The sequence below is a fragment of the Amycolatopsis sp. cg9 genome (assembly GCF_041346945.1).
In the GTDB taxonomy this organism is placed as follows: Bacteria; Actinomycetota; Actinomycetes; order Mycobacteriales; family Pseudonocardiaceae; genus Amycolatopsis.
In genome coordinates this window covers 2,346,432-2,369,643 of the sequence record NZ_CP166850.1, presented here as the reverse complement: position 1 = coordinate 2,369,643, position 23,212 = coordinate 2,346,432, and the positions used below count along the sequence as shown (strand labels likewise).

Sequence of the window (23,212 nt, the reverse complement as noted above, 5' to 3'; positions counted from 1 at the left end):
CGTCCGGTTCAAAACTGTGGTGGTGCCGGGAGACTAACCTTCCTTACTGATGAGTAACCCGTTGAGTGGGCCTAAGTCCCACCGATGTGGTGTACGTCGCTCTTTGTTTTGGGACGATCGTTCAGGTAGTTTTCACCCTATGGGTGCGTACCTCCTCCTCGCGCTGGCGATCGCCGCCGAGGTCTCCGCGACGGTCTCGCTGAAGCTCTCCGAGGGCTTCTCGAAGCTCGGGCCGTCCGTCGTCGTGGTGATCGGGTACGCCGTCGCGTTCGTCGCCCTGTCGTACGTGCTGAAGATGGGGCTGCCGATCGGTGTCGCCTACGCGATCTGGGCCGCGGCCGGCGTCGCGCTGGTCGCGATCGTCGGCGTCGTGTTCCTCAAGGAACCCGTCAACGCGGCCATGATCGCCGGCCTGGCGCTGGTCATCGGCGGTGTGGTGCTGATCGAACTCGGGAGTGCTTCGACGTGAAACTGCAGGTCGACGGCCGCAAGGCGCGGGGGGAGAAGCGGCGCGCGGAGATCATCGAAGCCACGCTGCGGATCATCGAGCGCGACGGCGTCGCGGGCGTGACCCACCGGACCGTGGCGGCCGAGGCCGGCGTGCCGACGACGTCCACGACCTACCACTTCTCGTCGCTGGACGACCTGCTGATCGCGACGCTCATCTCGTGCGCCCGCGACATGGCGACCGAGGTCTACTGGATGATCGACCGGGCCCGGTCACGCGGTTCGCGCGGCGCCGAGGAGGTCGCGGGCCTGCTCGCCGAAGCGCTGGGCCCACGGCGCGGGCGCACGATGGCCGAGTACGAGCTGTACCTGCTGGCCGCGCGGAAGCCGGAGCTGCGCCCGGCTGCCCGGCGCTGGCTCGACGTGCTGACGTCGATGGTCCGCCACGACGACGAAGTGGCCTTCCGGGTGTTCCTCGCGGGCATCGACGGACTGCTGATCCAGGGCCTCATCGACGACGAGCCACCGTCCGCGGACGAGCTGCGTCCCGTCGTGGACTACCTGCTGAAACCGCGTTGACTCGGTCGTTAGCTTCGGATCATGCGGACCTTCGGTGAGTACGAGCTGGACGACGACCGGGAGCGGCTGGACCTCGACGTGGTGTGGAAGTTCCTCTCCACCGAGGCCTACTGGGGCCGCTGGCGCACGCGCGCCCAGGTCGAGGCGGCGGTCGACGGGTCGTGGCGGGTCGTCGGCGCTTACCGCGGGGGCGAGCAGGTCGGCTTCGCGCGCGCGTTCTCGGACGGGGTGGGGAGCGCGTACCTGGCCGACGTCTTCGTCGTCGACTCCGCGCGCGGCACCGGCCTCGGCAAGGAGCTCGTCCGGGAGATGATCGACAACGGCCCCGGCGCCGGTTTCCGCTGGATGCTGCACACCGCCGACGCTCACGGGCTGTACCGGCAGTTCGGCTTCGGCGAGCACACGAAGGGGCGGTACCTGGAGCGCGAGGGCGTCAACCAGGAAGCGCTGCGCTGACCCGGCACCGTTTGGGCAACGGTGCCGGGCCCGCCGGCGAACTCAGCCCTTGTTCTCGTACACCGGCGTGAGCACGGCCCGGGCCAGCGTGTGCCCGAACATGTTGAAGCCCAGGAACGCCGGTGTCGCGTCCGCCGGCACCTCGAGCTTGTCGACGTCCAGCGCGTGCACCGCGAAGAAGTACCGGTGCGGGCCGTGCCCGGGCGGGGGCGCCGCGCCGAGGAACTGCTTGACCCCGCCGTCGCCCTTCAGCGTCACCGCGCCTTCGGGGAGGCCCGAGCCGTCGCCCGCGCCGGAGGCCAGCTCCGTCACCGACACCGGGACGTTGAACACGGCCCAGTGCCAGAAGCCGCTGCCGGTCGGGGCGTCCGGGTCGTAGCAGGTGATCGCGAAGCTCTTCGTCTCCGCCGGGAAGCCCTCCCACGCCAGCTGCGGCGAACGGTCCTCGCCGCCGGCGCCGAAGATGCCGGACAAGTGGGGCGTGGCCAGGGTTTCGCCGTCGGCGACGTCGGTGCTGCGAAGGGTGAACGACGGCACGTCGGGCAGGGATTCGTACGGGCCGGGTGCGTGCGGCATGGATCCTCCTGATCACGGAACTGGAGTCTTGCGTCAGGTTAGGCCCCCGGTACCGCCCCCGCGTGTCAGGGACGGATCTCAGGGTCTTTCGGGGGGTTACCCCCATGTACTCGGCCCCGCACCGGCCATAGCGTTCTTCACGCAGAGGAAACAACACTGAGGGGACCACGACCATGGCGCGCCCGCTATTGGCTCTGGGTGGCATCGTCCTGATCGGCGTCGGGCTGGCGACCGCGTTCGGCTGGGGCTGGGGATCGGACTTCGAGAACAGCAGGACCCTGTCGGAGACGATTCGCAGCGTGAAGCTGGAAGGCGACTCGGGTTCGGTGAAGATCCGCACCGGCTCGGGACCGTCGACCGTGCGCCAGACGGTGAACTACCACTGGCGCGGCAAGCCGGGCGACACGTTCTACCGCGTCGACGGCGACCAGCTCGTGCTCACCGACTGCGGGAACAACTGCTCGGTCGACTTCGAGGTCGTCGTGCCGGAAGGCGTGCCGGTCAACGGCAAGCTGGACTCGGGCGGGCTGGACGTGCGCGGGGTGGCCAGTGTGGACGTTCAGGCCGATTCCGGGCACGCCAAGGTGGAAGACGTGCCGGGCTTGGTGAAGCTGCGGCTGGAAAGCGGCGGGATCGACCTGGAAAACGTCGGCGAGGTCCAGGTGCACGCCAGTTCCGGCAGCATCGAGGGCAAGGGCGTGCGCGGCCCGGTCGACGTGACGTCCGAGAGCGGCAGCGTCGAGTTTTCGCTGGAGCAGGCCAACAACGTGAAGGTGAAGGCCGACAGCGGGAGCGTCGACGTCACCGTGCCGGGCGGGCCGTACCGCGTCGTCGGCGGCAGCGACAGCGGGCACCGCGACATCGACGTGCCGACGGACGGAGCCGCGGCGCACACGCTCGACCTCACGACCGACAGCGGCAGCGTCACGGTCCGCGCGGCCTGACTTTTCCTTACTACGGGGGACATTTTCCGATGGGCAAGATCGAACGGCGCGTGCTGGCTGCCGCGCTGCTGGGCGCGGTCGCGATGTTCGGGGTCGTCGGCTTCGCGCGTGGTGAGTCCGCGGCGACGCCGGCGCAGGGGGTGCCGGTCACCGCGGATTCCCACTATCGAGTGACTTCCTGGGTGGGAACGCCCGCGGAAGTCGTTGTGCGACAAGGAAATTCCGATTTCTTCTTCTCCTCCTGGACCGCCCGCCGCTCCTGATCCTGTCGGTGGTCGCTGTTAGGAATGGGGTGCGCCGAAGGACGGCGTGCAGGGGGAGGAAACGCATCATGGATCTGCGCCGGATCGCCGCGGTCGCCGCGGCGGTCGTGGTCATGGCGGCGGTGCCGGCCGTCGCCGAAGCTTCTCCGCTGTCGTGGCGACCTTGTGCCACGCAGCAGGAGCCGACGGCGGAATGCGCGTCGGTCGACGTGCCGATCGACCGCGCGAAACCGGAGCTGGGGTCCGCGCGGCTCGCGCTGGCCCGGTTGCCCGCGCTGGATCCGGCCCACCGGATCGGTTCGCTGCTGGTGAACCCGGGCGGGCCGGGCGGCTCCGGGGTCGGGTTCGTGCAGTTCGGCGGGCTGGCGTCGCCGGACCTCGCCCGGCTGCGGCAGCGGTTCGACGTCGTGGGCTTCGACCCGCGCGGAGACTGGTTCAGCACGCCGCGCATCACGTGCGGCCCGTCGTTGTGGGATCCGGCGCTGGACCGGTTCCCCGCGTCCCGGCCGGGGTTCGACGCGTTGGTGGCGCACAACCGCGAGGCGGGTGCGGACTGCCTGGCCCGCACCGGGCCGCTGCTGGCGAACGCGGACACGCAGAGCGCGGCCGAAGACATCGAGACGATCCGCGCCGCGCTGGGCGAGCCGAAGATTTCGTGGCTGGGCCTCTCGTACGGCACGGAGCTGGGCGCGGTCTACGCGTCGAAGCACCCCGGCCGGGTGCGCACGATGGTGCTCGACGGCGCCGTCGACCACGCCCGGCCGCTGCGCAAGGCGATCCTCGAGGAGGCCGCGGCGACCGAGGACGCGCTGGTCCGGTTCGCGGACTGGTGCCGCGGGGCGGCCGACTGCGCCTTGCAAGGGCGTGACGTCCTCCGCTTCTACGACGACGTCGTGGCCCGCGCGGCGCACGGCGCGGTGTGGGCGAGCGATCTGGGCCGCCCGGCGACGGCCGACGAGATCTCGGCCGGCGTCTACAACCACCTCTACCTCCGGGACGAGTGGCCGGCGCTGGGCAAGGCACTGGCCGCCGCGGGCGGCGAGTTCCCGGACGCTCGCGCGCTGACCGAGCGGAACCAGTTCTCGTCCCCGATCTACGGGGCGTACCGGGCGATCGGCTGCCACGACTTCCCGTCGCCGTTCACCGGGCCGATGGACATGGGCGCGATGGCCGGTCTGCTCCGCGCGGTGGCCCCGCACAGCTGGCGGTACTCCGAGTACTGGGACTTCGCGAGCGGCTGCACCGGCTGGCCGATCCCGGCGAAGAACCCGCCGCAGCCCCACCCGGTCCGCGGCGCCCCGCCGATCCTGGTGGTCGGCGGCGCCCACGACCCGGCGACCCCGCTGTCCTGGGCCCGCGGCCTGGCGGCGAGCATCGACGGCTCGGTCCTGCTCGCCCGCACCGACGACGGCCACACGGGCCTGTTCAACTCGGCGTGCGCCCGCGCGGCCGAGGTGGAGTACCTGGTGAGCGGTGTCACACCCGCTCGCGGGCACATCTGCCGCTGAACCCGGGAACAAGAACCCGGACCGGGTCGTTAGGCTGGGTACAAAGGTTGAGCGCAGTCGACTCAAGTCCGGCTTGACGAGGCCCGCGAAGACCAGACTAAACTTGCCAGGGACCCGCTCAAGGCGGGGACGAACGTGCAGGTCACGAACATAGCAGGCTTACACAGGAGGAAAGCACCATGGCGCGAGCGGTCGGCATCGACCTCGGCACGACCAACTCGGTCGTCGCCGTCCTTGAGGGCGGCGAGCCGACGGTCATCGCCAACTCGGAAGGCTCCCGGACCACCCCGTCGATCGTCGCCTTCGCCAAGAACGGCGAAGTGCTGACCGGTCAGCCGGCGAAGAACCAGGCCGTGACGAACGTCGACCGGACGATCCGGTCCGTGAAGCGGCACATCGGCACCGACTGGAAGACCGAGATCGACGGCAAGAACTACACGTCGCAGGAGATCAGCGCCCGCGTGCTGATGAAGCTCAAGCGCGACGCCGAGGCGTACCTGGGCGAGACCATCACCGACGCGGTGATCACCGTCCCGGCGTACTTCGAGGACGCGCAGCGTCAGGCCACCAAGGAGGCCGGCCAGATCGCCGGCCTGAACGTGCTCCGCATCGTCAACGAGCCGACCGCCGCCGCGCTGGCGTACGGCCTGGACAAGGGCGAGAAGGAGCAGACCATCCTGGTCTTCGACCTCGGTGGCGGTACGTTCGACGTCTCGCTGCTGGAGATCGGCGAGGGCGTCGTCGAGGTCCGCGCGACCTCCGGTGACAACCACCTCGGTGGTGACGACTGGGACGAGCGCATCGTCAAGTGGCTGGTCGACAAGTTCAAGGCCACGAACGGCATCGACCTGACCAAGGACAAGATGGCGCTGCAGCGCATCCGCGAGGCGGCGGAGAAGGCGAAGATCGAGCTGTCCAGCTCGAACTCGGCCAGCATCAACCTGCCGTACATCACCGTGGACGCGGACAAGAACCCGCTGTTCCTCGACGAGACGCTGTCGCGCGCCGAGTTCCAGAAGATCACCTCGGACCTGCTCGAGCGCACCCGCAACCCGTTCAACAACGTGATCCGGGACGCGGGCATCGCCGTCGGCGACATCGACCACGTCGTGCTCGTCGGTGGTTCCACCCGCATGCCGGCCGTGTCCGAGCTGGTCAAGGAGCTGACCGGCGGCCGCGAGCCGAACAAGGGCGTGAACCCGGACGAGGTCGTCGCGGTCGGCGCGGCGCTGCAGGCCGGTGTGCTCAAGGGTGAGGTCAAGGACGTCCTGCTGCTGGACGTGACCCCGCTGTCGCTGGGCATCGAGACCAAGGGTGGCGTGTTCACCAAGCTCATCGAGCGCAACACCACGATCCCGACCAAGCGCTCGGAGATCTTCTCCACCGCGGACGACAACCAGCCGTCGGTGCAGATCCAGGTGTTCCAGGGTGAGCGCGAGATCGCCGCGCACAACAAGAAGCTCGGCATGTTCGAGCTGACCGGTCTCCCGCCCGCCCCGCGTGGCGTGCCGCAGATCGAGGTCACCTTCGACATCGACGCGAACGGCATCGTGCACGTCCTGGCCAAGGACCTGGGCACGAACAAGGAGCAGTCGATGACGATCACCGGTGGCTCCGCGCTGCCGAAGGACGACATCGAGCGCATGGTCAAGGACGCCGAGGCGCACGCCGAGGAAGACAAGACCCGCCGCGAAGAGGCCGAGACCCGCAACCAGGCCGAGACGCTGGTCTACCAGACCGAGAAGTTCCTCAAGGACAACGACGACAAGCTGCCCGAGGAGCTCAAGGGCAAGGTCAAGTCCGCGATCGACGAGGCCAACGAAGCCCTGAAGGGCACGGACTCGACCAAGATCCGCGAGGCGATCGAGAAGCTGAACACCGCTTCGCAGGAGCTGGGCACCGCCCTGTACGCCAACGCGAACGCCGACGCGGCGGCCGGTGCGGCCGGCGCTTCGGGTGCGGCCGGCGACGCCGGTGCGGCCGGCGGCCAGGCCAAGGCCGATGACGTGGTGGACGCCGAGATCGTCGAAGAGGACGAGAAGAAGTGACCCACAGCTACGACGAATCCGAGAGCCAGGGCCGAGGCCCCGAGGAGCCGGTGGTCGTGCGGGATCGGCGTCGGGTGGACCCCCAGACCGGGCAGGTCCGCCCGCCCGGTCCGGCCCACGCCGCGCCGGAGCCGGAGGAGGCGCCCGTGGAACACGCGGGCCCCTCGCTCGGCGAGTCCATTGTGGACGACTCGGTGTCGGTGGTCTCCGACGTGGAGAAGGAGCTGGCCGAGCGCACCGCCGACCTCCAGCGCCTGCAGGCGGAGTACGCCAACTACCGCAAGCGGGTCGAGCGCGACCGCGAGGCGGTCGTTCTCGGCGCGAAGGCGACCGTGGTGAACGACCTGCTGCCGCTGCTCGACGACCTCGAGCGGGCCGAGCAGCACGGTGACCTCACCGGGGCGTTCAAGGCGGTCGGCGACAAGCTGATCAGCGGCCTGCAGCGCGCGGGGCTCGAGTCGTTCGGCAACGAGGGCGAGCCCTTCGACCCGAGCGTGCACGAAGCCGTGCAGCACAACACCTCGCCGGACGTGGCGGGCCCGACGGTCACCGTGGTCATGCGCCGCGGTTACCGCTTCGGGGACCGCGTACTGCGGGCGGCATTGGTCGGCGTGACCGACCACGAGCCCGGCGCGGCCCCGGTGGACCCGCCCGTCGGTGGCGAGCTGCCACTCGGCGGCGGAGTCGATGAACAGCAGCAGTAAGACGTATCCGGTTCAAGTGGGAGGAGGAGACGCCCGATGAGTGCACGGGAATGGATCGGTAAGGACTTCTACCGTGAACTGGGCGTCTCTTCCGACGCCACTTCGGACGAGATCAAGAAGGCCTACCGGAAGCTGGCCAAGGAGAACCACCCGGACGCGAACGCCGGCAACGCCGAGGCGGAGCAGAAGTTCAAGGCGGTCTCCGAGGCTTACGGCGTGCTCTCCGACGCGAGCAAGCGCAAGGAGTACGACGAAGCGCGGCGGCTGTTCGGCGGCGCCGGGGGCGGGTTCAACTTCCCCGGTGGCGGCGGCACCGGCAGCTTCGACGTCGGCGACATCTTCGGCCAGGCCGGAGCCAACCAGCAGGGCGGCTTCGGCGGGCTCGGGGACATCCTCGGCGGGCTGTTCGGCCGTGGCCGAGCTTCGGCGGGTGCGACGGCGAACCGGCCGCAGCGCGGTGCCGACGTCGAGACGGACGTCCGGATCGACTTCACCGAGGCGGTCAAGGGCGCGACCCTGCCGCTGCGGCTGTCGAGCCCGGCGACCTGCTCGACGTGCGGTGGCAACGGCGCGAAGCCGGGTACGTCACCGCGGACCTGCCCGACCTGTTCGGGCTCGGGTCTGGTCAGCCGCAGCCAGGGTGCCTTCGCGTTCTCGGAGCCGTGCCGCGACTGCCGCGGCCGCGGGACGATCATCGACGACCCGTGCCCCGAGTGCGGCGGCGAAGGCGTCAGCACGCGCACCCGCACGCTGACCGTGCGGATCCCGCCGGGCGTCGACGACGACCAGCGGATCCGGCTGGCCGGTCAGGGCGAGCCGGGCCGGGGCGGGGCGCAGGCGGGCGACCTGTACGTCCGGGTGCACGTGGCTCCGCACGCGCTGTTCGGGCGCAAGGCGCTCGACCTGACGATCACCGTGCCGGTGGACTTCACGGAACTGGCGCTGGGCACCACGATCACGGTGCCCACGCTCGAGGGCAAGGTCTCGCTCAAGGTGCCGGCGGGCACGGCGAGCGGACGGGTGCTGCGCGTGCGCGGCAAGGGCATCGCCAAGCGCGACGGTTCGCAAGGTGATCTGCTCGTCACCCTCCAGGCGGCGATTCCCGCCAAACTGGACGACAAGGCGCGCGAAGCTCTGCAGGCGTACGCCGAGTCGATGGCCGGGCACGACCCCCGGCCCGAGATCACTGAGCTGCTCGAAGGCAGGTGAGTGGGATGTTCGGCGGGATCCCGCAGGAAGGCGACGAAGAGACCCCGGTGTTCGTCATCTCGGTGGCGGCCCAGCTCGCCGGGATGCACGCGCAGACGTTGCGCACCTACGACCGGCAGGGCCTGGTGTCGCCGGGCCGCACCTCCGGTGGCGGGCGGCGCTACTCGATGCGGGACATCGCGCTGTTGCGCGAGGTCCAGCGCCTGTCGCAGGAGGACGGCGTCAACCTGGCCGGCATCAAGCGCATCATCGAGCTGGAGAACCAGGTCGACGCGCTGCGCGCCCGGATCGCCGAGCTGACCGAAGAACTGACCGCAGCGTACGTCGCGGGCGAACAGGCCGCGGCGGCGGCGCACGCGTCCTACCGCCGGGACCTCGTGCCGCTCAACCAGCAGACGGCGATGGTGGTCTGGCGCCCCAAGCGCCGCTGAGCACGTGAACTTCGAAGGCCTCCCCGGGTGACCGGGGAGGCCTTCGTGCGTCAGAGCTCCAATCGCGGCCAGGCCGCGAGGTCCGCCAGCAGCCGGCGGTCGTGCGTCGCGACGACCACCGCGGCCGGGGTGCCCAGCAAGGCCTCGGTCAGCTCCTCGACGAGCACCGCCGACAGGTGGTTGGTCGGTTCGTCGAAGACGAGCACGTCCGGCCGTCCGGCCAGCCGCAGTGCGAGGTCGAGCCGGCGTTGCTGCCCCTGCGACATCCGCCCGACCGGGGTGCGCAGCGCCTCGGCGTCGAGGAGACCCATCGCCGAAAACGGGACGCCGGCCCGCTCGTACAGCTCGCGGGCGGTGCGGTCGTCCGGCCAGGCCGGGACTTCTTGGCCGATCAACGCCACGCGCGCGCCGGCCAGGTGCCGCACCGAGCCGGTGGACGGCGTGAGCTCGCCGGCGATGGCCGACAGCAGCGTCGACTTGCCGGCGCCGTTGCCGCCGGTGACGAGCAGCCGGTCGCCGTGGTCGAGGGTCAGCGTGATCGGGCCGGTCAGGCGGCCGTCGACGCTGACGTCCGCCACGCGCACCAGCGTCCCCCGGCCGCCGGCGCCGAGATCCGGCCACCGCAACGACAACGGCGGTTCGGGCACGGTGACGCGGTGGGCCTCCAGCGCGGCCCGTTCCCGGTTGAGCGCCTGGACGACGCCGGGCGCGCGGGTCTGCCGCTGGTGCCGCCCGGTGCCCTTGTCCGGGCGCCAGCCGGTGCTGAGCCGGTCGCGGGCCTGCGCCACCGCGGCGGCGAGCTGCCGGTGGGTGTCCTGCTGTTCCTCGTGGTCCTGCACCCACCGCTCACGGTCACGGCGCCGCCCGTCCTGCCAGGCGTCGTAGCCACCGGCGTACCGGCGCGGGCGGCCGTCCTGGCTGGGGTCGAGGTCGAGGAACTCGGTGGCGACGTCGGCCAGCAGCGCCCGGTCGTGGCTGACCAGCGCGACCCCGCCGTCGTGCCCGCGCAGGCGGGTCGTGAGGAACGCCAGGCCGGCGGCGTCGAGGTGGTTGCCGGGCTCGTCGAGCAGCAGGAAGTCGTACCGCGCCCCGAGCAGGCAGGCCAGCCGCACGCGGTAGCGCTGCCCCACCGAGAGCGTGCTCAGCTCGCGGCCGCGGTCGGCGCAGGCGTCGAGTGCTTCGAGGGCGACGTCGACGCGGCGCTCGGCGTCCCACGCGTCGAGGCGCGTGGCCGCGTCCAGCGCGACGGCGTAGCGATCTTCGGCGCCTTCGGTCGCCTTCGCGAGATCTTCGGTGGCCGCGTCGAGGGTGCGCAGAGCGGCGTGGACCTCCCGCAACGCCTCGGTGGTCAGCGTCCCGACGGTCTCCCCGGACCGGAACGGCAGCGCCTGCCGGGCGACGCCGACGGTGCCGGTCCGGTGGACGACACCGTGATCGGGCGCGCGAAGACCGGCGAGGACGTGCAGCAGCGTGGTCTTGCCACGCCCGTTCTCGCCGACGACGGCCAGCCGCGAGCGGGCGGAAACGGTGACGCTCACGTCGTGCAGCACCCGGCGCGAGCCCAGGGTGACGCCGACGCCTTCCGCGCGCAGGTGGGCGTGCTGGGTCAGGGTGGAAAGGGCAGAAGACAAAGGTTGCTCCGCGGCTCAGGAGGGAGCCGGGCAGCACGGAAGCGGCCGCCCGGCGAGGACCGGAACGGCGGGCAGAAAGGTGGGTGCACCGCCGTCAGCGGCGGATCCGCAACCTCATGAAGACGGGACAGGAGTACATGATCGCGAGGCTAGCTCGCGGAAGTGGCGGCGGCCAAGCGAATATCGGGCAACCGCGAGCAGCCCCTCCCGGCTGCCCGCGGTTCCGCGCCGCGGATCAGGTCTTGAAGTTCAGCAGTTGCTTCACCTCTGCCGTCCGCGACTCGATCACCCGGCGGGCCAGGTCGCGGGCCTCGGGGTGCACCCCGCCGGTCGTTCCGTTCTCCGTCTGGGCCAGCTCGACCGCGCCTTGCTGCTGGCCCGTCAGCACGTCCAGGAACTTGCGGGTGAACTCCGGGTCCGGTGCCGACTTCAGCGCTCCCACCAGGTCCGGGGCCGTCATCTTCATGCCGCCGTGGCCGGCGTGGGCCTGGGGGTTCGCGTCCATCGTTTCGGGCTCGTTCCAGGCGCGGAGCCAGCCCTTCATCTGGTCGACCTCGGTTCGCTGCGTCACCTCGATCGCCGCCGCGAGTTCCTTCAGGGGCGGGGGTACCGAACGTCCCGCGGCCAGGCGGACGATCTCGATGCCCTGCTCGTTCTGGGGGATCAGCATCTGCAGGAACATCACGTCGGCCGCGTTGTGGGACGGGGCGGCCGACGTCGCGCCGCTGCCGCATCCGGTCAGCAGCAGCGCGACGACGGCCAGGACCAGCCTCACTGGCGCTGCCAGAGGGCCGGGGTGTTCGGCGGCTCCCAGCCCGCGATCGCCGTGTGCGGCTGGAGGCAGCGGTAGCTCACGCCGTTGTACGTCACGACGTCGCCCGCCTTGTACGCCGTGCCCGCCGACCACGTGCCGGTCGACGGCGGGGTCGTCGTCGGGGGCGGGGTCGTGGTGGGCGGCGGGGTCGTGGTCGGGGGCGGCGTGGTGGTGGGCGGCGGGGTCGTGCCACCGCCGCCGACCTGCAGGTCGACGCAGCTGTAGAACGCGTTGGCCGTGTCCGCGATGTTCCAGATGGCCAGCACCTTGATCCGGCCCGAGTACCCGGCCAGGTTCACCGTGTGCGACAGCGTCGGCGGCGGCTGCTGGTTGTTGCCGTTGAAGACCGCGACGCGCGTGTTGCCGACGTAGTACTCGTAGTTCGTCGTCGAGTGGCGGGCGGTGAACACCCAGTTGAACGTCACTGTGCTGCCGACGGACTTCGCGGGCCACGGCTTCGACTCGTCGTTCAGCTGGGCGAACTGGGACAGCCCGCCGTTGCAGCTGCGCAGCCCCTTCGGGCCTTCGACGCTCTGCGGTTCGTAGATGATCTCGCCGCAGTTCGGGACCTTCCCGGCCGCGCAGTTGGCCTGCCGGCTGGGCGGGTCGGAGATGTACCCGTGGGCACTCGCGGTGGCCGCGGGGAGGACGACGACCAGCACCGGCGCCAGCAGGGCACCGGCAGCGGCCGCGAAGAGCTTTCGTTTCCAGGTCATTTCGGCTCCTCGAGGGGGAACAGCTCTGTTCCGGGGGGAGGACGAACGAGCACATCCGGGGAAGATGTGGTCTAGACCATAAGGCGATTCGGGCACAACGGTCAACGAACTACCGCCGTTCGACGATTTCGCTGATCCGTTCGGCTCAGTGCGAAGGTCGGGCCGGTTGCTGCAGGTGTTCGCCGAAGAAGGACGTCACTCGGCGCCACGCGTCTTCCGACGCTTCGTGGTGGTAGGTGAACCCGACGACCTTGAGCAGCAGGTTCAGCGGCGGCGCGACGTCGACCTTGTTCGCGAACCCGTGGCTCGCGCCCGGGTACTCCTTGACGTCGTGCGGGACGTCGCGCTCGGTCAGCGCCGTCTCGAGCTTCGCCGCCGCGCCGCGCAGCGAGAAGTCCTTCTTGCCGAAGCTGGCGACGACCGGGCAGGCGTCGTCGAGCACCGACAGGTTCTTCGGCAGCTGCCCGTAGTAGGGCGCCGACGCGTCGAACCCGCGGGCCGCCGCGACGAGGGCGAAACCGCCGCCCATGCAGAAGCCGGCGATGCCGATCCGGCCCGTGCAGTCCGGGCGCGCGGCGAGCAGCGCGCGGGACGCCTCGATGTCGTCGAAGCTGCGTCCCCGGTTGGCGAACATGTCCGAAAAAACCCGGCGCACGCAACGGCGCATGCCTCCGCGCGAATACATGTCCGGGCTGAGCGCCAGGAACCCCTCGGCGGCGAATCGGTCGGTGATGTTCTTCGTGTCCTGGCTCAGCCCGAAAGCGTCGTGGATGAGCACCACGCCGGGGTGCGGCCCGTCGCCTGCGGGTTCCGCCAGGTAACCGCCGATCGTGCCGTCCGAAACCGGAATCGTCGTCTCCATATCGGCGACGATAGCGCGCTCAGTCCAAGGTGAACGGGTCGTACGATATTCGCTCCAGGTCGATCCCCTTGGCGAGCAGCTTGGCGATGGTGGATTGGATCATCGGCGGCGAGCCGGAAACGAGGACGTCGTGGTTCTTCCACGAGCCTCGCTGGGTCACCGCGTGCGCGAGCGTGCCGCGGTCGCCGCCGGCCACCGCGCCTTCTTCGGTCACCGGCGTGACGGTCAGCCACTTGGCCGTCGCCGCCATCCGGCGCAGCTCGTCCAGCGCGTACAGGTCCTCCGGTCTTCGGCCGCCGAAGAACAGGTGCACCGGCGGGTTCCGCTTCCAGCGCGCGAGGTCGTCGAGGATCGCCATCAGCGGCGTGATCCCGGTGCCGCCGCCGATCATCAGCAGCCGCCGCTTGGTGGTGGTCGGCCGCACGTTGAGCGCGCCCATCGACGGTCCGAGGCGCCAGACGTCGCCCGGCCGGGTGTGGTTGACGATGCTGCCGCTGACCCAGCCGCCGGGCACCGCGCGCACGTGGAACGTGAGCTGGCCGTCGCCGCGGGGCGTGTTCGCCGGCGACAGGTACCGCCAGAACCGGGGCCGCTGCGGCACTTCCACGCTGACGTACCCGCCGGCGCGGTACGGCAGGAGGCCCTCGGTGCGCACTTTCACCAGTGCGACGTCGCGGGCGAGTTTCCGGTGCTCCAGCACGGTCGCCGACCACGCCGCCGGCCCGGTCTCCGCCTGGGCCGCCTCCCGCATGGTCTTGGCGATGAGGCCGTACGCCGACGTCCACGCCGCCTCGACCTCATGCGTCCACTTCTCCTTGAGGAACCGCTTGAGCGCCGAGATCAGCGCGAGCCCGACGGCGTCGTAGTGGCGGGAGACGACGGCGAACTTGCGGTGGTCGCGGCCCAGCTGGCCGAGGAAGGTGACCAGCTCGTCGGGCCGGTCCACCATCTGCACCACGTACACGAGCGCGCGCAGCAGCCTGCTCCGCTGGGTCGTCATGGTGACCGGGAACAGGTCGCGGCAATCGGGGGCGATCACGAACAACGCGCCGTAGAAGTACTGCGCCAGTTCGTCGGCTCTCGGCTCGATGGCCGCAAAACTTTCACGAATCAATCGAGCGAGTTCGCGACCTTCCACAGCCGAAACAGGAAGTGTCTCGGGCAGCGTGGAGATCTTCACGGATTCAGCATTCATCGGGAACGGTAATCTCCAGTCGTGCACAGGTAAAAGCGCCGTCCATGCGGCGTCGCTGTCGCGGTGCCGCCCCCGAGGGTTCCCGACTCTAGGCGCATTCCCGTGCAGATGCGCGCGATTCCGCGCGGTCCCGCTCGAACGGACCAATTTGGCCACAAGCGGTCAACTCGATCTGGCGGTGCGTGAAAACGATCAGTTAAAGTGAATGTTCACCGGACAGGAGTATTGCCTTTCCGCTGTTACGGGAATCAGTCGATCGTGAACGGATCGTATTGGATCTGGTCCAGTGCGCTGCCCGCCACGAGCATGCGCGACACCGTCGCGCGGATCATCGCCGGCGAACCGGACACGAGGATGTCGTGGCCGGGCCAGGCGCCGTAGCGCGTAACGGCCTCGGCCAGCGTGCCCTGCTCGAAGCCGGGGACGTCGCCGCCGCGCTCCACCACCGGCGAGATGGTCAGCCACGGGTTGGTGGCCGCGAGCGCGCGCAGTTCTTCGAGGTCGTAGAGGTTCTCGCGGGCCGGGCCGCCGTAGAAGAGGTGCGTCTTGGGGTTCTCGCCCCACAGCGCCAGGTGGTCGAGGATCGCGCGCAGCGGCGCGACGCCGGTCCCGCCGGCGATCATCAGCACTCCCCGTGACGCTTCGCGGTCGACTGTCAGCCTGCCGAGTGGCGGGCCGAGCCGCCAGACGTCGCCGGGCTGGGTGTGGCTGACGATGGCGCGGGAGACCCAGCCGCCGTCGACCGCGCGGACGTGGAACTCGATGCCGCCGTCCTCGCGCGGCGCGTTCGCCGGGGAGAGGTAGCGCCACAGCCGCGGCCGCTGCGGCACTTCGACGCTCATGTACTGCCCGGGGTGGTAGGGCACCGGCTGCTCGGGCAGCAGCCGGACGAGCGCGAGGTCCCAGGTCAGCCGCCGGTGCTCGACCACGGTGGCCTGCCACGACGGCGGGTTCTGGTCGGCCGCGGCGGCGTCCTGCATGGCCCGCGCGGCGATGGTGAAGGCCTCGGCCCACGCGCGTTCGACCTCGGGCGTCCACTCCCGGCCGAGGTGGTTCTTGAGCGACGCGAGCAACGCCGTCCCGACCGCTTCGTAGTGCCGGGGCACCACGCCGAACTTGCGGTGGTCGCGGCCGAGCTGGCGCAGGAACGGCGCCAGGTCGTCGGGCCGGTCCACCATCTGCACGATGTGCACCAGCGCGCGCACCAGCCGGCCGCGCTGGATCTCCATGTTGATGGGGAAGAAGTCGCGCGTGGTCGGGGCGAGGGTGAACAGCATCCCGTAGAAGAACTGCGAGATGTCCGCGATGTACGGCTCGGACTTGGCCCAGCTCTCGCGGATGAGCCGGACCATCGCCACGACGGCGGCGGGGGCCTCGCGCGGCGAGGAAGACCTGGGGAGCGGGCTGACCGAGTCGGCTGTCATGGGTGGGGGTTCACGGGTCGGGGACGGTTGCGGGGCGGCACCCGATCATGCACCGCCGACCCGGGCGCGAAGACGGCAATTCCGCTCACGGCCGCCTCCTGGGTCCATCGCCACTGCTGCCACCTCGTCACTCAACGTCACTCGAACGCGCCGCGCGCACGGCCCGTCCGCAGGGTAGCCGCCGGGCGGCCTTTTGCCCGCATTGTTGCTCCGACCGGGTGTATTTCCCCCGGTCACGGCGTGGGCGACCTCACCGGCCGGATGGTTGCCCTGAGCAAGCGTCCGGCAATAAACTTGTATTGCACAACTAAGGGAGGTTCCGATGGGCTTCGACGACACCGACGATGACGTCCGGGTCGAGCTCATGCGCGAGCTGAAGACCGCTTCCCAGCTCCAGCACGCCTGGATCATGCAGGCCTGGCAGAGCGAGCCGGGGCTGCACCCGGCGGCCGCGATGCTGCTCTCGGACCTGGCGAAGAACGGCGAGGCGAGGCCGTCCGAGCTGGCGAAACGCCGGTTCGTCGACCTCTCCGTGGTGAGCAGGCAGATCGCCCAGCTCTCCGCCGCCGGGCTGGTCGACCGCCGTCCCGCGCCCGAAGACGGCCGGGCGTCGCTGGTGAGCGTGTCGGAAAAGGGCCGGGCCGAGCTCGCCCGCTGGCGTGCCAACTACCTCGAGTTCATGGAGAAGGCGCTCGGCGGCTGGGACGACGAGCGCGTCACCGACCTGACCGAGCGGCTCGCAGGGATGAACGAAGACCTCCGCCGCGCGCTCGGCAGCGCGGCCTGCGGAGCCGACTCGACCAAGTGACGCGGTGCCGCCGAGGTGCCACCCGCAGTTGCCTTTCCGCCGCCGTACTTTGTCCGTTCGGGCCTGACTTCCCGGTGTTCGGCCGGGTTAACTTCGGTAGGTGACGCGTAGCCGGGTCGCACTGCTGTGCGCGTTGGGGACCGACAACTTCGGCTCAGGTCTGTTCCTCCCGTTGGCGCTGGTCTACGTGACCCAGGTGGTCGGCGTGCCGCTCGCCGTCGCGGGCACCGCCGTCACCCTAGGCACCGTCGGCGGCCTCGTCGTGCCGCCGCTCGCCGGCCGGCTCGTCGACCGCGTCGGGCCGCGCACGGTGGTGATCGGCGCCCAGCTGCTCCAGGCGGCCGGGGCGGGCGCGTACCTCGTCGCCGACGGCCCGGGCCCGGTGGTGGTCGCGGCGGTCCTGCTCGCGACCGGGCAGCAGTTGTTCTACAGCTCCTTGTTCGTGCTCATCGCCGACGTCGCGGGCGACGTCCCGAAGGATCGGCCGTTCGCCGAAGTGGGGATGGTGCGGGCCGGCTGCTTCGGCCTCGGTGGTCTCGCGGCGGGTGCGCTGCTGACGTGGGTCGGCGCGTCCGGGTACCGCATCGCGCTCGCCTTGGACGCGCTGACGTTCTTCGCGGCGGCGGCGGTCCTGGTCTTCTTCGTGCGGCTGGCTCGCCCGGCCAGGTGCCACGCCGAGCGGACGGTCCGCGTGCTCCGGGACCGGCCGTACCTCGCGTTGATCCTGTTCAGCGGGCTCTTCGGGCTCTCGCTGGACTTCTTCCTGATCGGCATGCCGGTGTTCGTGCTCGACCGGCTGCACGGCCCGGCCTGGCTGCCCGGCGCGATCCTCGCCCTGCTGACCGTGCTGACCAGCGTCGGCGGCACGGTCGCCCTGCGCCTCACCGCCCGGCTGACGCGGCTCGCGGCGATGCGCGCGGGCTCGGCGTTGTTCGCCGTGTGGTGCCTGGTCAGCCTCGGCGTGCTGCTGGTGCCCGACGACTGGCAGGTGGCCTACCTGCTGGCGTCGACGCTGGTGTTCGCCGCCGGCGACCTGGTCTTCGGGCCGCGCTCGGGGGCGCTGGCCGAGGCCGCGGCACCTCCGGTCGCCCGTGGTCGTTATCTCGCTGCGTACCAGTACGCGTTCGCCGTGGCGCAGGTGATCGCGCCGGTCGTGGTCGCGTTGTTTTCGGTGGCCGACTGGTTACCCTGGGTGCTGGTCGGGACGTGTGCCGCCCTCGCCGTGGCCGGGCTCGGGACGTTGGGCTCGCGGCTGCCGGCGAGCGCGGTGGCACCTGGTCAGAGTTGAGCGGAACAGACTCAAGTTTTCGTGCGTTAAGGATAGTGACGGGTCATGGTCAGGCCGGTCACCAGGACTTTTGAGTTATCGAGCATGAGGTGAGGGATGGACGCTTTCAACCCGACCACGAAGACCCAGCAGGCGATCTCGTCGGCGGCGCAGGCGGCCACGATGGCGGGCAACCCGCACGTGTCGGCCGCGCACCTGCTGGGCGCCCTGCTGGCGCAGGGTGAGGGGCTGACCGCACCGCTGCTGACCGCGGTCGGGGCCGACCCGGAGGTGGTGCACAAGGAGCTGGAGCCGCTCATCGCGGCGCTGCCTTCGGCGACCGGCGCGACCGTGTCGACCCCGCAGTTCGACACCAACGCCGTCAAGTCGCTGACCCGCGCCCAGAAGCTCGCCACCGAGCTGGGTGACGAGTACGTCTCGACCGAGCACCTGCTCGTCGGGCTCGCGACCGAGGGCGGCCAGGTCGCCGACCTGCTCAAGCGCCACGGCGCGACGCCGGACGCGCTGCGCGAGGCGTTCGTCAAGGTCCGCGGCTCCGCCCGGATCACCAGCGAAGACCCGGAGAGCACGTTCAAGGCGCTCGAGAAGTACGGCGTCGACCTGACCGCGCGCGCCCGCAACGGCGAGCTCGACCCGGTGATCGGCCGCGACACCGAGATCCGCCGCGTCGTGCAGGTGCTGTCGCGGCGCACCAAGAACAACCCGGTGCTGATCGGCGAGCCGGGTGTCGGCAAGACGGCCATCGTCGAAGGGCTGGCCCAGCGCATCGTCGCCGGGGACGTGCCGGAATCGCTGCGCGGCAAGCGCGTCGTCGCCCTCGACCTCGGCTCGATGGTCGCCGGCGCGAAGTTCCGCGGCGAGTTCGAAGAGCGGCTGAAGGCCGTGCTCAAGGAGATCACCGACTCCGCGGGCGAGGTCATCACCTTCATCGACGAGCTGCACACCATCGTCGGCGCCGGTGCCACCGGTGAAGGCGCGATGGACGCGGGCAACATGATCAAGCCGATGCTCGCCCGCGGCGAGCTGCGGATGGTCGGCGCGACCACCCTCGACGAATACCGCCAGCACATCGAGAAGGACGCCGCCCTGGAGCGGCGCTTCCAGCAGGTGCTCGTCGGCGAGCCGTCGCCGGAGGACACCATCGCGATCCTGCGCGGGCTGAAGGAGCGCTACGAGGTGCACCACGGTGTCCGGATCACGGACGCCGCGCTGGTCGCCGCCGCGACGCTGTCCGACCGCTACATCACCGCGCGCTTCCTGCCGGACAAGGCGATCGACCTGGTCGACGAAGCCGCGTCCAAGCTGCGCATGGAGATCGACTCGCGGCCGGTGGAGATCGACGAGGTCGAGCGCGCGGTCCGGCGCCTGGAGATCGAGGAGATGGCGCTCTCGAAGGAGAGCGACGCCGCCTCGAAGGAGCGCCTCGCCGCCCTGCGCGCCGAACTGGCCGAGAAGCGCGAGACGCTGACGGCGCTCACCGCGCGCTGGCAGAACGAGAAGGGCTCCATCGAGCGCGTCCGCGAGCTCAAGGAGCAGCTCGAACAGCTGCGCGGCGAGTCCGAACGCGCCGAGCGCGACGGCGACCTCGGCAAGGCCGCCGAGCTGCGCTACGGCCGGATCCCGGCGCTGGAGAAGGAGTTCGAAGCGGCCACCGCGGCGAACGAGGCCAGCCAGCAGAACGTCATGCTCAAGGAAGAGGTCGGCGCGGACGACGTCGCGGACGTGGTCAGCGCGTGGACCGGCATCCCGGCGGGACGGCTGCTGGAGGGCGAGACCGGCAAGCTGCTCCGGATGGAGGACGAGCTCGGCCGGCGCGTCATCGGGCAGGCCGAGGCCGTGCAGGTCGTCTCGGACGCGGTGCGCCGCAGCCGGGCCGGCGTCGCCGACCCCGACCGCCCGACCGGCTCGTTCCTGTTCCTCGGCCCGACCGGTGTCGGCAAGACCGAGCTGGCCAAGGCGCTGGCGGAGTTCCTGTTCGACGACGAACGCGCGATGCAGCGCATCGACATGAGCGAGTACGCCGAGAAGCACTCGGTGGCGCGCCTGGTCGGTGCCCCGCCGGGCTACGTCGGGTACGACCAGGGCGGCCAGCTGACCGAGGCCGTCCGGCGCCGGCCGTACTCGGTGGTGCTGCTCGACGAGGTGGAGAAGGCCCACCCGGACGTCTTCGACGTGCTGCTGCAGGTCCTCGACGACGGGCGGCTGACCGACGGCCAGGGCCGGACGGTGGACTTCCGGAACACCATCCTGATCCTGACGTCGAACCTCGGCTCGCAGGCCATCGCCGACCCGAACCTGGACGAGCGGCAGCGGCGGGACGCGGTGCTCTCGGTGGTGCAGCGGCAGTTCAAGCCGGAGTTCCTGAACCGGCTCGACGACATCGTCGTGTTCCACTCGCTCGGCACCGAGCAGCTGACGTCCATTGTGGACATCCAGGTGGCCCGGCTGGCCGCGCGGCTCGCCCAGCGCCGGCTGCACCTGGACGTCACGGACGGCGCCCGCGAGTGGCTCGCGCTCAACGGCTTCGACCCGATCTACGGCGCCCGCCCGCTGCGGCGGCTGGTCCAGTCGGCGATCGGCGACAAGCTGGCGAAGGAACTGCTGTCGGGCGAGATCCGCGACGGCGACACGGTGCGCGTCGACATCCCGGAGCTGGAAGCCGGTGACTCGCTGACCGTCACCCGGGTCTGACCCCTCGTGAGTGTTTAGGGCGGTTCTAACCGCCCTAAACACTCACGAGGCGGGGCGTCCACAGTAGAGACTTGTCGACTCGGTGCGGCGAAATGATCCGAATGGGCCCGGCGACACGGGTACCGGCCATCATCTCTTCGGCCTAGCAGGCGATACCCTGCACGTCGTGGGTATTCCGGCGTGGATCTGGTTCGTCATCGCGGCCGTCGCCCTGGTGGCGGGCCTCGGGCTGCTCGCGGCCGACCGGGCGAAGGAGGGCTCGCGCAACCGCGAGCGCATGCGGTGGGCGCAGTTGCGCGGCTGGCAGTTCGTCGAGGAGGACGAACGGCTGCCGCAGCAGTGGTCCGGCGGGGCGATCGGCTACTTCGGCGCGGACGCCGCCGTCAACGTCGTCGCGGGTTCGACCTTCACCTCCGACGGCCGCCGGCCGGTGTTCATCTTCGACATCGAGTCCGAGGGGCAGATCCCCGCGGTCGTCGTCGCCGTGCGCTGCAACAAGAAGCACCGGATCCCGATCGAGATGTGGCTGTCCAGCGTGCCGTTCCAGCGCGCCGACATGCCCGAGATGCTCGGCCCGATCGGCTCGCGCTACGCCTTCGCGGACGACGCCGACGGCGCCCGCGTCGTGATCACCCAGGAGCTCGTGGACGCCGCGGACCAGCTCGGCGGCGACGTCGGCGTGGCCTGGCTGGAGAACGAGTGGGTGCTCGCCAGCGTCGTCCCGACCGCCGGGCCCTCGCGGCTCGAGCGGCTGCTGCGCGACCTCGGCGAGATCGCGGACATCGTCGACCCGTTCGACGAGGACTACGACGCCGGTCGGCACCAGGCGAGCGCGCCCATCCCGTCGTCGGCGGGCAACCCGCCCACCCCGGCCGCCGGGACGCCGGTCCAGCAGCCGCCCGCGGACCCGCCGCAGCAGGACTAGCGGTTCAGCGGGCGGTCGAACAGGCTGCCCGAGAACGCCGGGGTGAGGGTGCCGCGCACCGTGGCCGCCCCGGCTTGGACGTGCACGACGTGGTCGACGCCGAGGTCGCCGCTGATCGAGCCGGACGAAAGGTCGTGGGACGCCTTCACCAGGCCACCGGCCGGGCCGAGCTGGCCGCCCAGTTCGTGCTCCTGGCCGAGGTCGAGGTCGCCGGCGAACTGCCCGCTCGCGTGCTGCTCCGACGACGTGCCGACCGCGCCGAGCCGGCCGAGGTCGACGGCCTGCCCGGACGAGCGGCGCACGGCGAGCCCGCCCGTGAGGTCGCCGGCGAACCGCCCCGAGGGGCTCAGCCCGCTGTCGATCCGCTCGGCGTGTTCGCTCAGCACGTCGACGCCGTTGCTCAGCCAGACGCCGTGGTGCGCGCTGTCGCTCGTGCCGAGCCGGGCGGGCGTGGTCGAGCCGGCCAGGCGCTGCTCGTCGCCGGCGGTCACGACGGCTTGGCCGACCCCGACGTCCTGGCGGCCGGCCCGGTTCGCGAAGGCCCCGGACGAACCGGCGCCCGCGGCCTCGCCGACATCGGCGAGGAACCGGGCTTCGCCGACCCGCTTGGCGAAGACGTCGCGGCGGGCCGCGGTGAGGCCGTCGCCGTCGAGCTTGCCGGCGTGCTGGTGGTCGACGGGCAGGGAGACGCCGTCCAGCGGCAGCGTGATGTCGGTGGGGCTCGCCAGCGCGGCGGCGGGGGCCGCGAAGAGCAGCGCGACGGGCGCCGCACCCGCGGCGACTTTGGGCAGGTAGCCGCTTTTCCGCTTGCTGTGCTTACCCATGCGCCGGACCATACTTCCCCGTCGGCTCGAACGCATGTCTGCCCGTGACCAGCGGGTATGGTTCACCCACATGACCACCACCGCCGTGATCACCGGAGCCACCGCGGGCATCGGCGCGCAGTTCGCGCGCACGCTCGCCGCCGAGAAGTACGACCTGGTGCTCGTCGCCCGGAACACCGCGCGCCTGGAGGCGTACGCCGCTGAGCTGCGGGAAGAGCACGGTGTCGCCGTCGAGGTGCTCGCCGCTGATCTGTCCGAAGTGGACGGACGGACCGCGGTCGAGGAGCGGCTCGCCGCCGGGCCGGTCGACCTGCTGGTGAACAACGCCGGGTTCGGGCTGAACGGCGACTTCTGGACCATCCCGCCGGACGCGCTGCAGCGCCAGCTCGACGTCAACGTCACCGCCGTGCTGCGGCTGACGCGGGCGGTCCTGCCGGGCATGATCGAGCGCGGCCACGGCGACGTCATCCAGGTCAGCAGCGTGGCGGGGTTCTTCAGCGGCCGCGGTTCGACGTACACGGCCAGCAAGAACTGGGTCACGTCGTTCACCGAAGGCATCGCCGCTTCGCTGCCCAAGGGCATCCGGATGATGGCGCTCTGCCCCGGCTTCACGGCGACCGAGTTCCACGAGCGCGCCGGCATCGGCAAACCCGGGCCGAAAATCGCCTGGCTGGGTGTCGAACAGGTGGTCGGCGAAGCGCTCGCGGACCTGCGGCGCGGCAAGGTGATCTCGGTGCCGAGCCTGCAGTACAAGGCCGTCGTCGCGATCGGCGGCCTGCTGCCCCGCGCGGTGCTGCGCCGGATCAGCGGCGGCCGCGGCCGCACCTGAGCCGTCACTTTCCCTATGAAAGCTCCGCGGAGCTTTCATA

The 23,212-nt window shown here is 70.8% G+C and carries 23 protein-coding genes; 15 read left to right on the top strand and 8 right to left on the bottom strand.

All coding sequences use genetic code 11. The features are described 5' to 3' along the window. Nucleotides 1–139 precede the first annotated feature (139 nt). From AB5J73_RS11105 to AB5J73_RS11095, 3 genes are read left to right on the top strand one after another with little or no spacing between them, the layout of a single operon-like run. Nucleotides 140–469, top strand: coding sequence for a multidrug efflux SMR transporter (locus AB5J73_RS11105; RefSeq protein ID WP_370969610.1), 330 nt, complete (start codon nt 140–142; stop codon nt 467–469). Further along, a complete protein-coding gene (locus AB5J73_RS11100) occupies nt 466–1,026 on the top strand; it encodes a TetR/AcrR family transcriptional regulator (RefSeq protein WP_086864339.1) in 561 nt (186 codons plus the stop codon). The genes AB5J73_RS11105 and AB5J73_RS11100 overlap by 4 nt, the downstream gene beginning before the upstream one ends. Nucleotides 1,027–1,047: 21 nt before the next feature. Next, nucleotides 1,048–1,482, top strand: coding sequence for a GNAT family N-acetyltransferase (locus tag AB5J73_RS11095; protein ID WP_370969609.1), 435 nt, complete (start codon nt 1,048–1,050; stop codon nt 1,480–1,482). A gap of 42 nt (nt 1,483–1,524) precedes the next feature. Here the strand turns inward: AB5J73_RS11095 and AB5J73_RS11090 are convergent, their stop codons facing one another. After that, a complete protein-coding gene (locus tag AB5J73_RS11090) occupies nt 1,525–2,058 on the bottom strand; it encodes a YbhB/YbcL family Raf kinase inhibitor-like protein (RefSeq protein WP_370969608.1) in 534 nt (177 codons plus the stop codon). A gap of 173 nt (nt 2,059–2,231) precedes the next feature. Between AB5J73_RS11090 and AB5J73_RS11085 the strand changes: the two genes are divergently transcribed. The 7 genes from AB5J73_RS11085 (at nt 2,232) to AB5J73_RS11055 (ending at nt 9,165) form a co-directional block, all read left to right on the top strand. Further along, the gene (locus tag AB5J73_RS11085; RefSeq protein WP_370969607.1) at nt 2,232–3,002 is read left to right on the top strand and encodes a DUF4097 family beta strand repeat-containing protein; all 771 of its coding nucleotides are present in this window, start codon (nt 2,232–2,234) and stop codon (nt 3,000–3,002) included. A 29-nt stretch (nt 3,003–3,031) separates the two neighbouring features. Further along, nucleotides 3,032–3,265 carry a hypothetical protein gene (locus AB5J73_RS11080; protein WP_370969606.1) on the top strand — a complete coding sequence of 78 codons (234 nt, stop codon included), beginning with the start codon at nt 3,032–3,034 and terminating at the stop codon, nt 3,263–3,265. Nucleotides 3,266–3,333: 68 nt separating this feature from the next. Next, nucleotides 3,334–4,773, top strand: a complete 1,440-nt coding sequence (locus tag AB5J73_RS11075; protein WP_370969605.1) for an alpha/beta hydrolase — start codon at nt 3,334–3,336, stop codon at nt 4,771–4,773. A gap of 179 nt (nt 4,774–4,952) precedes the next feature. Further along, complete coding sequence (gene dnaK, locus AB5J73_RS11070) at nt 4,953–6,821, top strand: molecular chaperone DnaK (RefSeq protein WP_370969604.1); 1,869 nt, start codon at nt 4,953–4,955, stop codon at nt 6,819–6,821. Then, nucleotides 6,818–7,525 (top strand): nucleotide exchange factor GrpE, encoded by a 708-nt coding sequence (grpE, locus tag AB5J73_RS11065; protein ID WP_370969603.1) that lies wholly within the window; start codon nt 6,818–6,820, stop codon nt 7,523–7,525. Before dnaK ends, grpE begins: the two co-directional genes overlap by 4 nt. Before the next feature lie 36 nt (nt 7,526–7,561). Next, nucleotides 7,562–8,734, top strand: coding sequence for a molecular chaperone DnaJ (gene dnaJ / locus AB5J73_RS11060; RefSeq protein WP_370969602.1), 1,173 nt, complete (start codon nt 7,562–7,564; stop codon nt 8,732–8,734). A gap of 5 nt (nt 8,735–8,739) precedes the next feature. Then, the gene (locus tag AB5J73_RS11055; protein ID WP_370969601.1) at nt 8,740–9,165 is read left to right on the top strand and encodes a heat shock protein transcriptional repressor HspR; all 426 of its coding nucleotides are present in this window, start codon (nt 8,740–8,742) and stop codon (nt 9,163–9,165) included. Between the two features lie 50 nt (nt 9,166–9,215). Here the strand turns inward: AB5J73_RS11055 and AB5J73_RS11050 are convergent, their stop codons facing one another. From AB5J73_RS11050 to AB5J73_RS11025, 6 genes are all read right to left on the bottom strand, one after another. Beyond that, nucleotides 9,216–10,796: an ABC-F family ATP-binding cassette domain-containing protein gene (locus tag AB5J73_RS11050; protein WP_370969600.1), complete on the bottom strand. Its 1,581-nt coding sequence runs from the start codon at nt 10,794–10,796 to the stop codon at nt 9,216–9,218. A 235-nt stretch (nt 10,797–11,031) separates the two neighbouring features. Beyond that, nucleotides 11,032–11,571 carry a DUF305 domain-containing protein gene (locus AB5J73_RS11045; RefSeq protein ID WP_370969599.1) on the bottom strand — a complete coding sequence of 180 codons (540 nt, stop codon included), beginning with the start codon at nt 11,569–11,571 and terminating at the stop codon, nt 11,032–11,034. After that, nucleotides 11,568–12,326 (bottom strand): lytic polysaccharide monooxygenase, encoded by a 759-nt coding sequence (locus AB5J73_RS11040; RefSeq protein ID WP_370969598.1) that lies wholly within the window; start codon nt 12,324–12,326, stop codon nt 11,568–11,570. Before AB5J73_RS11040 ends, AB5J73_RS11045 begins: the two co-directional genes overlap by 4 nt. Nucleotides 12,327–12,471: 145 nt before the next feature. Then, complete coding sequence (locus tag AB5J73_RS11035; protein WP_370969597.1) at nt 12,472–13,188, bottom strand: dienelactone hydrolase family protein; 717 nt, start codon at nt 13,186–13,188, stop codon at nt 12,472–12,474. Between the two features lie 19 nt (nt 13,189–13,207). Then, a complete protein-coding gene (locus AB5J73_RS11030) occupies nt 13,208–14,383 on the bottom strand; it encodes a globin domain-containing protein (RefSeq protein WP_370969596.1) in 1,176 nt (391 codons plus the stop codon). 248 nt (nt 14,384–14,631) lie between these two features. Next, on the bottom strand, nt 14,632–15,807 hold the full coding sequence (locus AB5J73_RS11025; protein ID WP_370969595.1) for a globin domain-containing protein: 1,176 nt from the start codon (nt 15,805–15,807) through the stop codon (nt 14,632–14,634). A 322-nt stretch (nt 15,808–16,129) separates the two neighbouring features. Between AB5J73_RS11025 and AB5J73_RS11020 the strand changes: the two genes are divergently transcribed. From AB5J73_RS11020 to AB5J73_RS11005, 4 genes are all read left to right on the top strand, one after another. Next, on the top strand, nt 16,130–16,615 hold the full coding sequence (locus tag AB5J73_RS11020; protein WP_370969594.1) for a MarR family winged helix-turn-helix transcriptional regulator: 486 nt from the start codon (nt 16,130–16,132) through the stop codon (nt 16,613–16,615). Nucleotides 16,616–16,715: 100 nt separating this feature from the next. Beyond that, the gene (locus AB5J73_RS11015) at nt 16,716–17,903 is read left to right on the top strand and encodes an MFS transporter (RefSeq protein WP_370969593.1); all 1,188 of its coding nucleotides are present in this window, start codon (nt 16,716–16,718) and stop codon (nt 17,901–17,903) included. 96 nt (nt 17,904–17,999) lie between these two features. After that, complete coding sequence (clpB, locus tag AB5J73_RS11010; protein ID WP_370969592.1) at nt 18,000–20,594, top strand: ATP-dependent chaperone ClpB; 2,595 nt, start codon at nt 18,000–18,002, stop codon at nt 20,592–20,594. 166 nt (nt 20,595–20,760) lie between these two features. Beyond that, nucleotides 20,761–21,519: a hypothetical protein gene (locus tag AB5J73_RS11005; RefSeq protein WP_370969591.1), complete on the top strand. Its 759-nt coding sequence runs from the start codon at nt 20,761–20,763 to the stop codon at nt 21,517–21,519. On the opposite strand, the gene AB5J73_RS11000 is transcribed toward AB5J73_RS11005, so the two are convergent. Then, nucleotides 21,516–22,343, bottom strand: coding sequence for a hypothetical protein (locus AB5J73_RS11000; protein WP_370969590.1), 828 nt, complete (start codon nt 22,341–22,343; stop codon nt 21,516–21,518). The genes AB5J73_RS11005 and AB5J73_RS11000 overlap by 4 nt on opposite strands. Nucleotides 22,344–22,413: 70 nt before the next feature. Here AB5J73_RS11000 and AB5J73_RS10995 point away from each other — a divergent pair, with 70 nt between their 5' ends. Next, on the top strand, nt 22,414–23,172 hold the full coding sequence (locus AB5J73_RS10995; RefSeq protein WP_370969589.1) for an SDR family NAD(P)-dependent oxidoreductase: 759 nt from the start codon (nt 22,414–22,416) through the stop codon (nt 23,170–23,172). The last annotated feature ends 40 nt before the right edge of the window (nt 23,173–23,212 follow it).

What these genes read in the sequence shown, in the direction of transcription:
- AB5J73_RS11105 (WP_370969610.1), top strand. Translation starts at nt 140, where the DNA reads ATGGGTGCGTACCTCCTCCTCGCGCTGGCGATCGCCGCCGAGGTCTCC.
- AB5J73_RS11095 (WP_370969609.1), top strand. Translation starts at nt 1,048, where the DNA reads ATGCGGACCTTCGGTGAGTACGAGCTGGACGACGACCGGGAGCGGCTG.
- AB5J73_RS11090 (WP_370969608.1), bottom strand. Translation starts at nt 2,058, where the DNA reads ATGCCGCACGCACCCGGCCCGTACGAATCCCTGCCCGACGTGCCGTCG.
- AB5J73_RS11085 (WP_370969607.1), top strand. Translation starts at nt 2,232, where the DNA reads ATGGCGCGCCCGCTATTGGCTCTGGGTGGCATCGTCCTGATCGGCGTC.
- AB5J73_RS11080 (WP_370969606.1), top strand. Translation starts at nt 3,032, where the DNA reads ATGGGCAAGATCGAACGGCGCGTGCTGGCTGCCGCGCTGCTGGGCGCG.
- AB5J73_RS11075 (WP_370969605.1), top strand. Translation starts at nt 3,334, where the DNA reads ATGGATCTGCGCCGGATCGCCGCGGTCGCCGCGGCGGTCGTGGTCATG.
- dnaK (WP_370969604.1), top strand. Translation starts at nt 4,953, where the DNA reads ATGGCGCGAGCGGTCGGCATCGACCTCGGCACGACCAACTCGGTCGTC.
- dnaJ (WP_370969602.1), top strand. Translation starts at nt 7,562, where the DNA reads ATGAGTGCACGGGAATGGATCGGTAAGGACTTCTACCGTGAACTGGGC.
- AB5J73_RS11055 (WP_370969601.1), top strand. Translation starts at nt 8,740, where the DNA reads ATGTTCGGCGGGATCCCGCAGGAAGGCGACGAAGAGACCCCGGTGTTC.
- AB5J73_RS11040 (WP_370969598.1), bottom strand. Translation starts at nt 12,326, where the DNA reads ATGACCTGGAAACGAAAGCTCTTCGCGGCCGCTGCCGGTGCCCTGCTG.
- AB5J73_RS11035 (WP_370969597.1), bottom strand. Translation starts at nt 13,188, where the DNA reads ATGGAGACGACGATTCCGGTTTCGGACGGCACGATCGGCGGTTACCTG.
- AB5J73_RS11030 (WP_370969596.1), bottom strand. Translation starts at nt 14,383, where the DNA reads ATGAATGCTGAATCCGTGAAGATCTCCACGCTGCCCGAGACACTTCCT.
- AB5J73_RS11025 (WP_370969595.1), bottom strand. Translation starts at nt 15,807, where the DNA reads ATGACAGCCGACTCGGTCAGCCCGCTCCCCAGGTCTTCCTCGCCGCGC.
- AB5J73_RS11020 (WP_370969594.1), top strand. Translation starts at nt 16,130, where the DNA reads ATGGGCTTCGACGACACCGACGATGACGTCCGGGTCGAGCTCATGCGC.
- clpB (WP_370969592.1), top strand. Translation starts at nt 18,000, where the DNA reads ATGGACGCTTTCAACCCGACCACGAAGACCCAGCAGGCGATCTCGTCG.
- AB5J73_RS11000 (WP_370969590.1), bottom strand. Translation starts at nt 22,343, where the DNA reads ATGGGTAAGCACAGCAAGCGGAAAAGCGGCTACCTGCCCAAAGTCGCC.
- AB5J73_RS10995 (WP_370969589.1), top strand. Translation starts at nt 22,414, where the DNA reads ATGACCACCACCGCCGTGATCACCGGAGCCACCGCGGGCATCGGCGCG.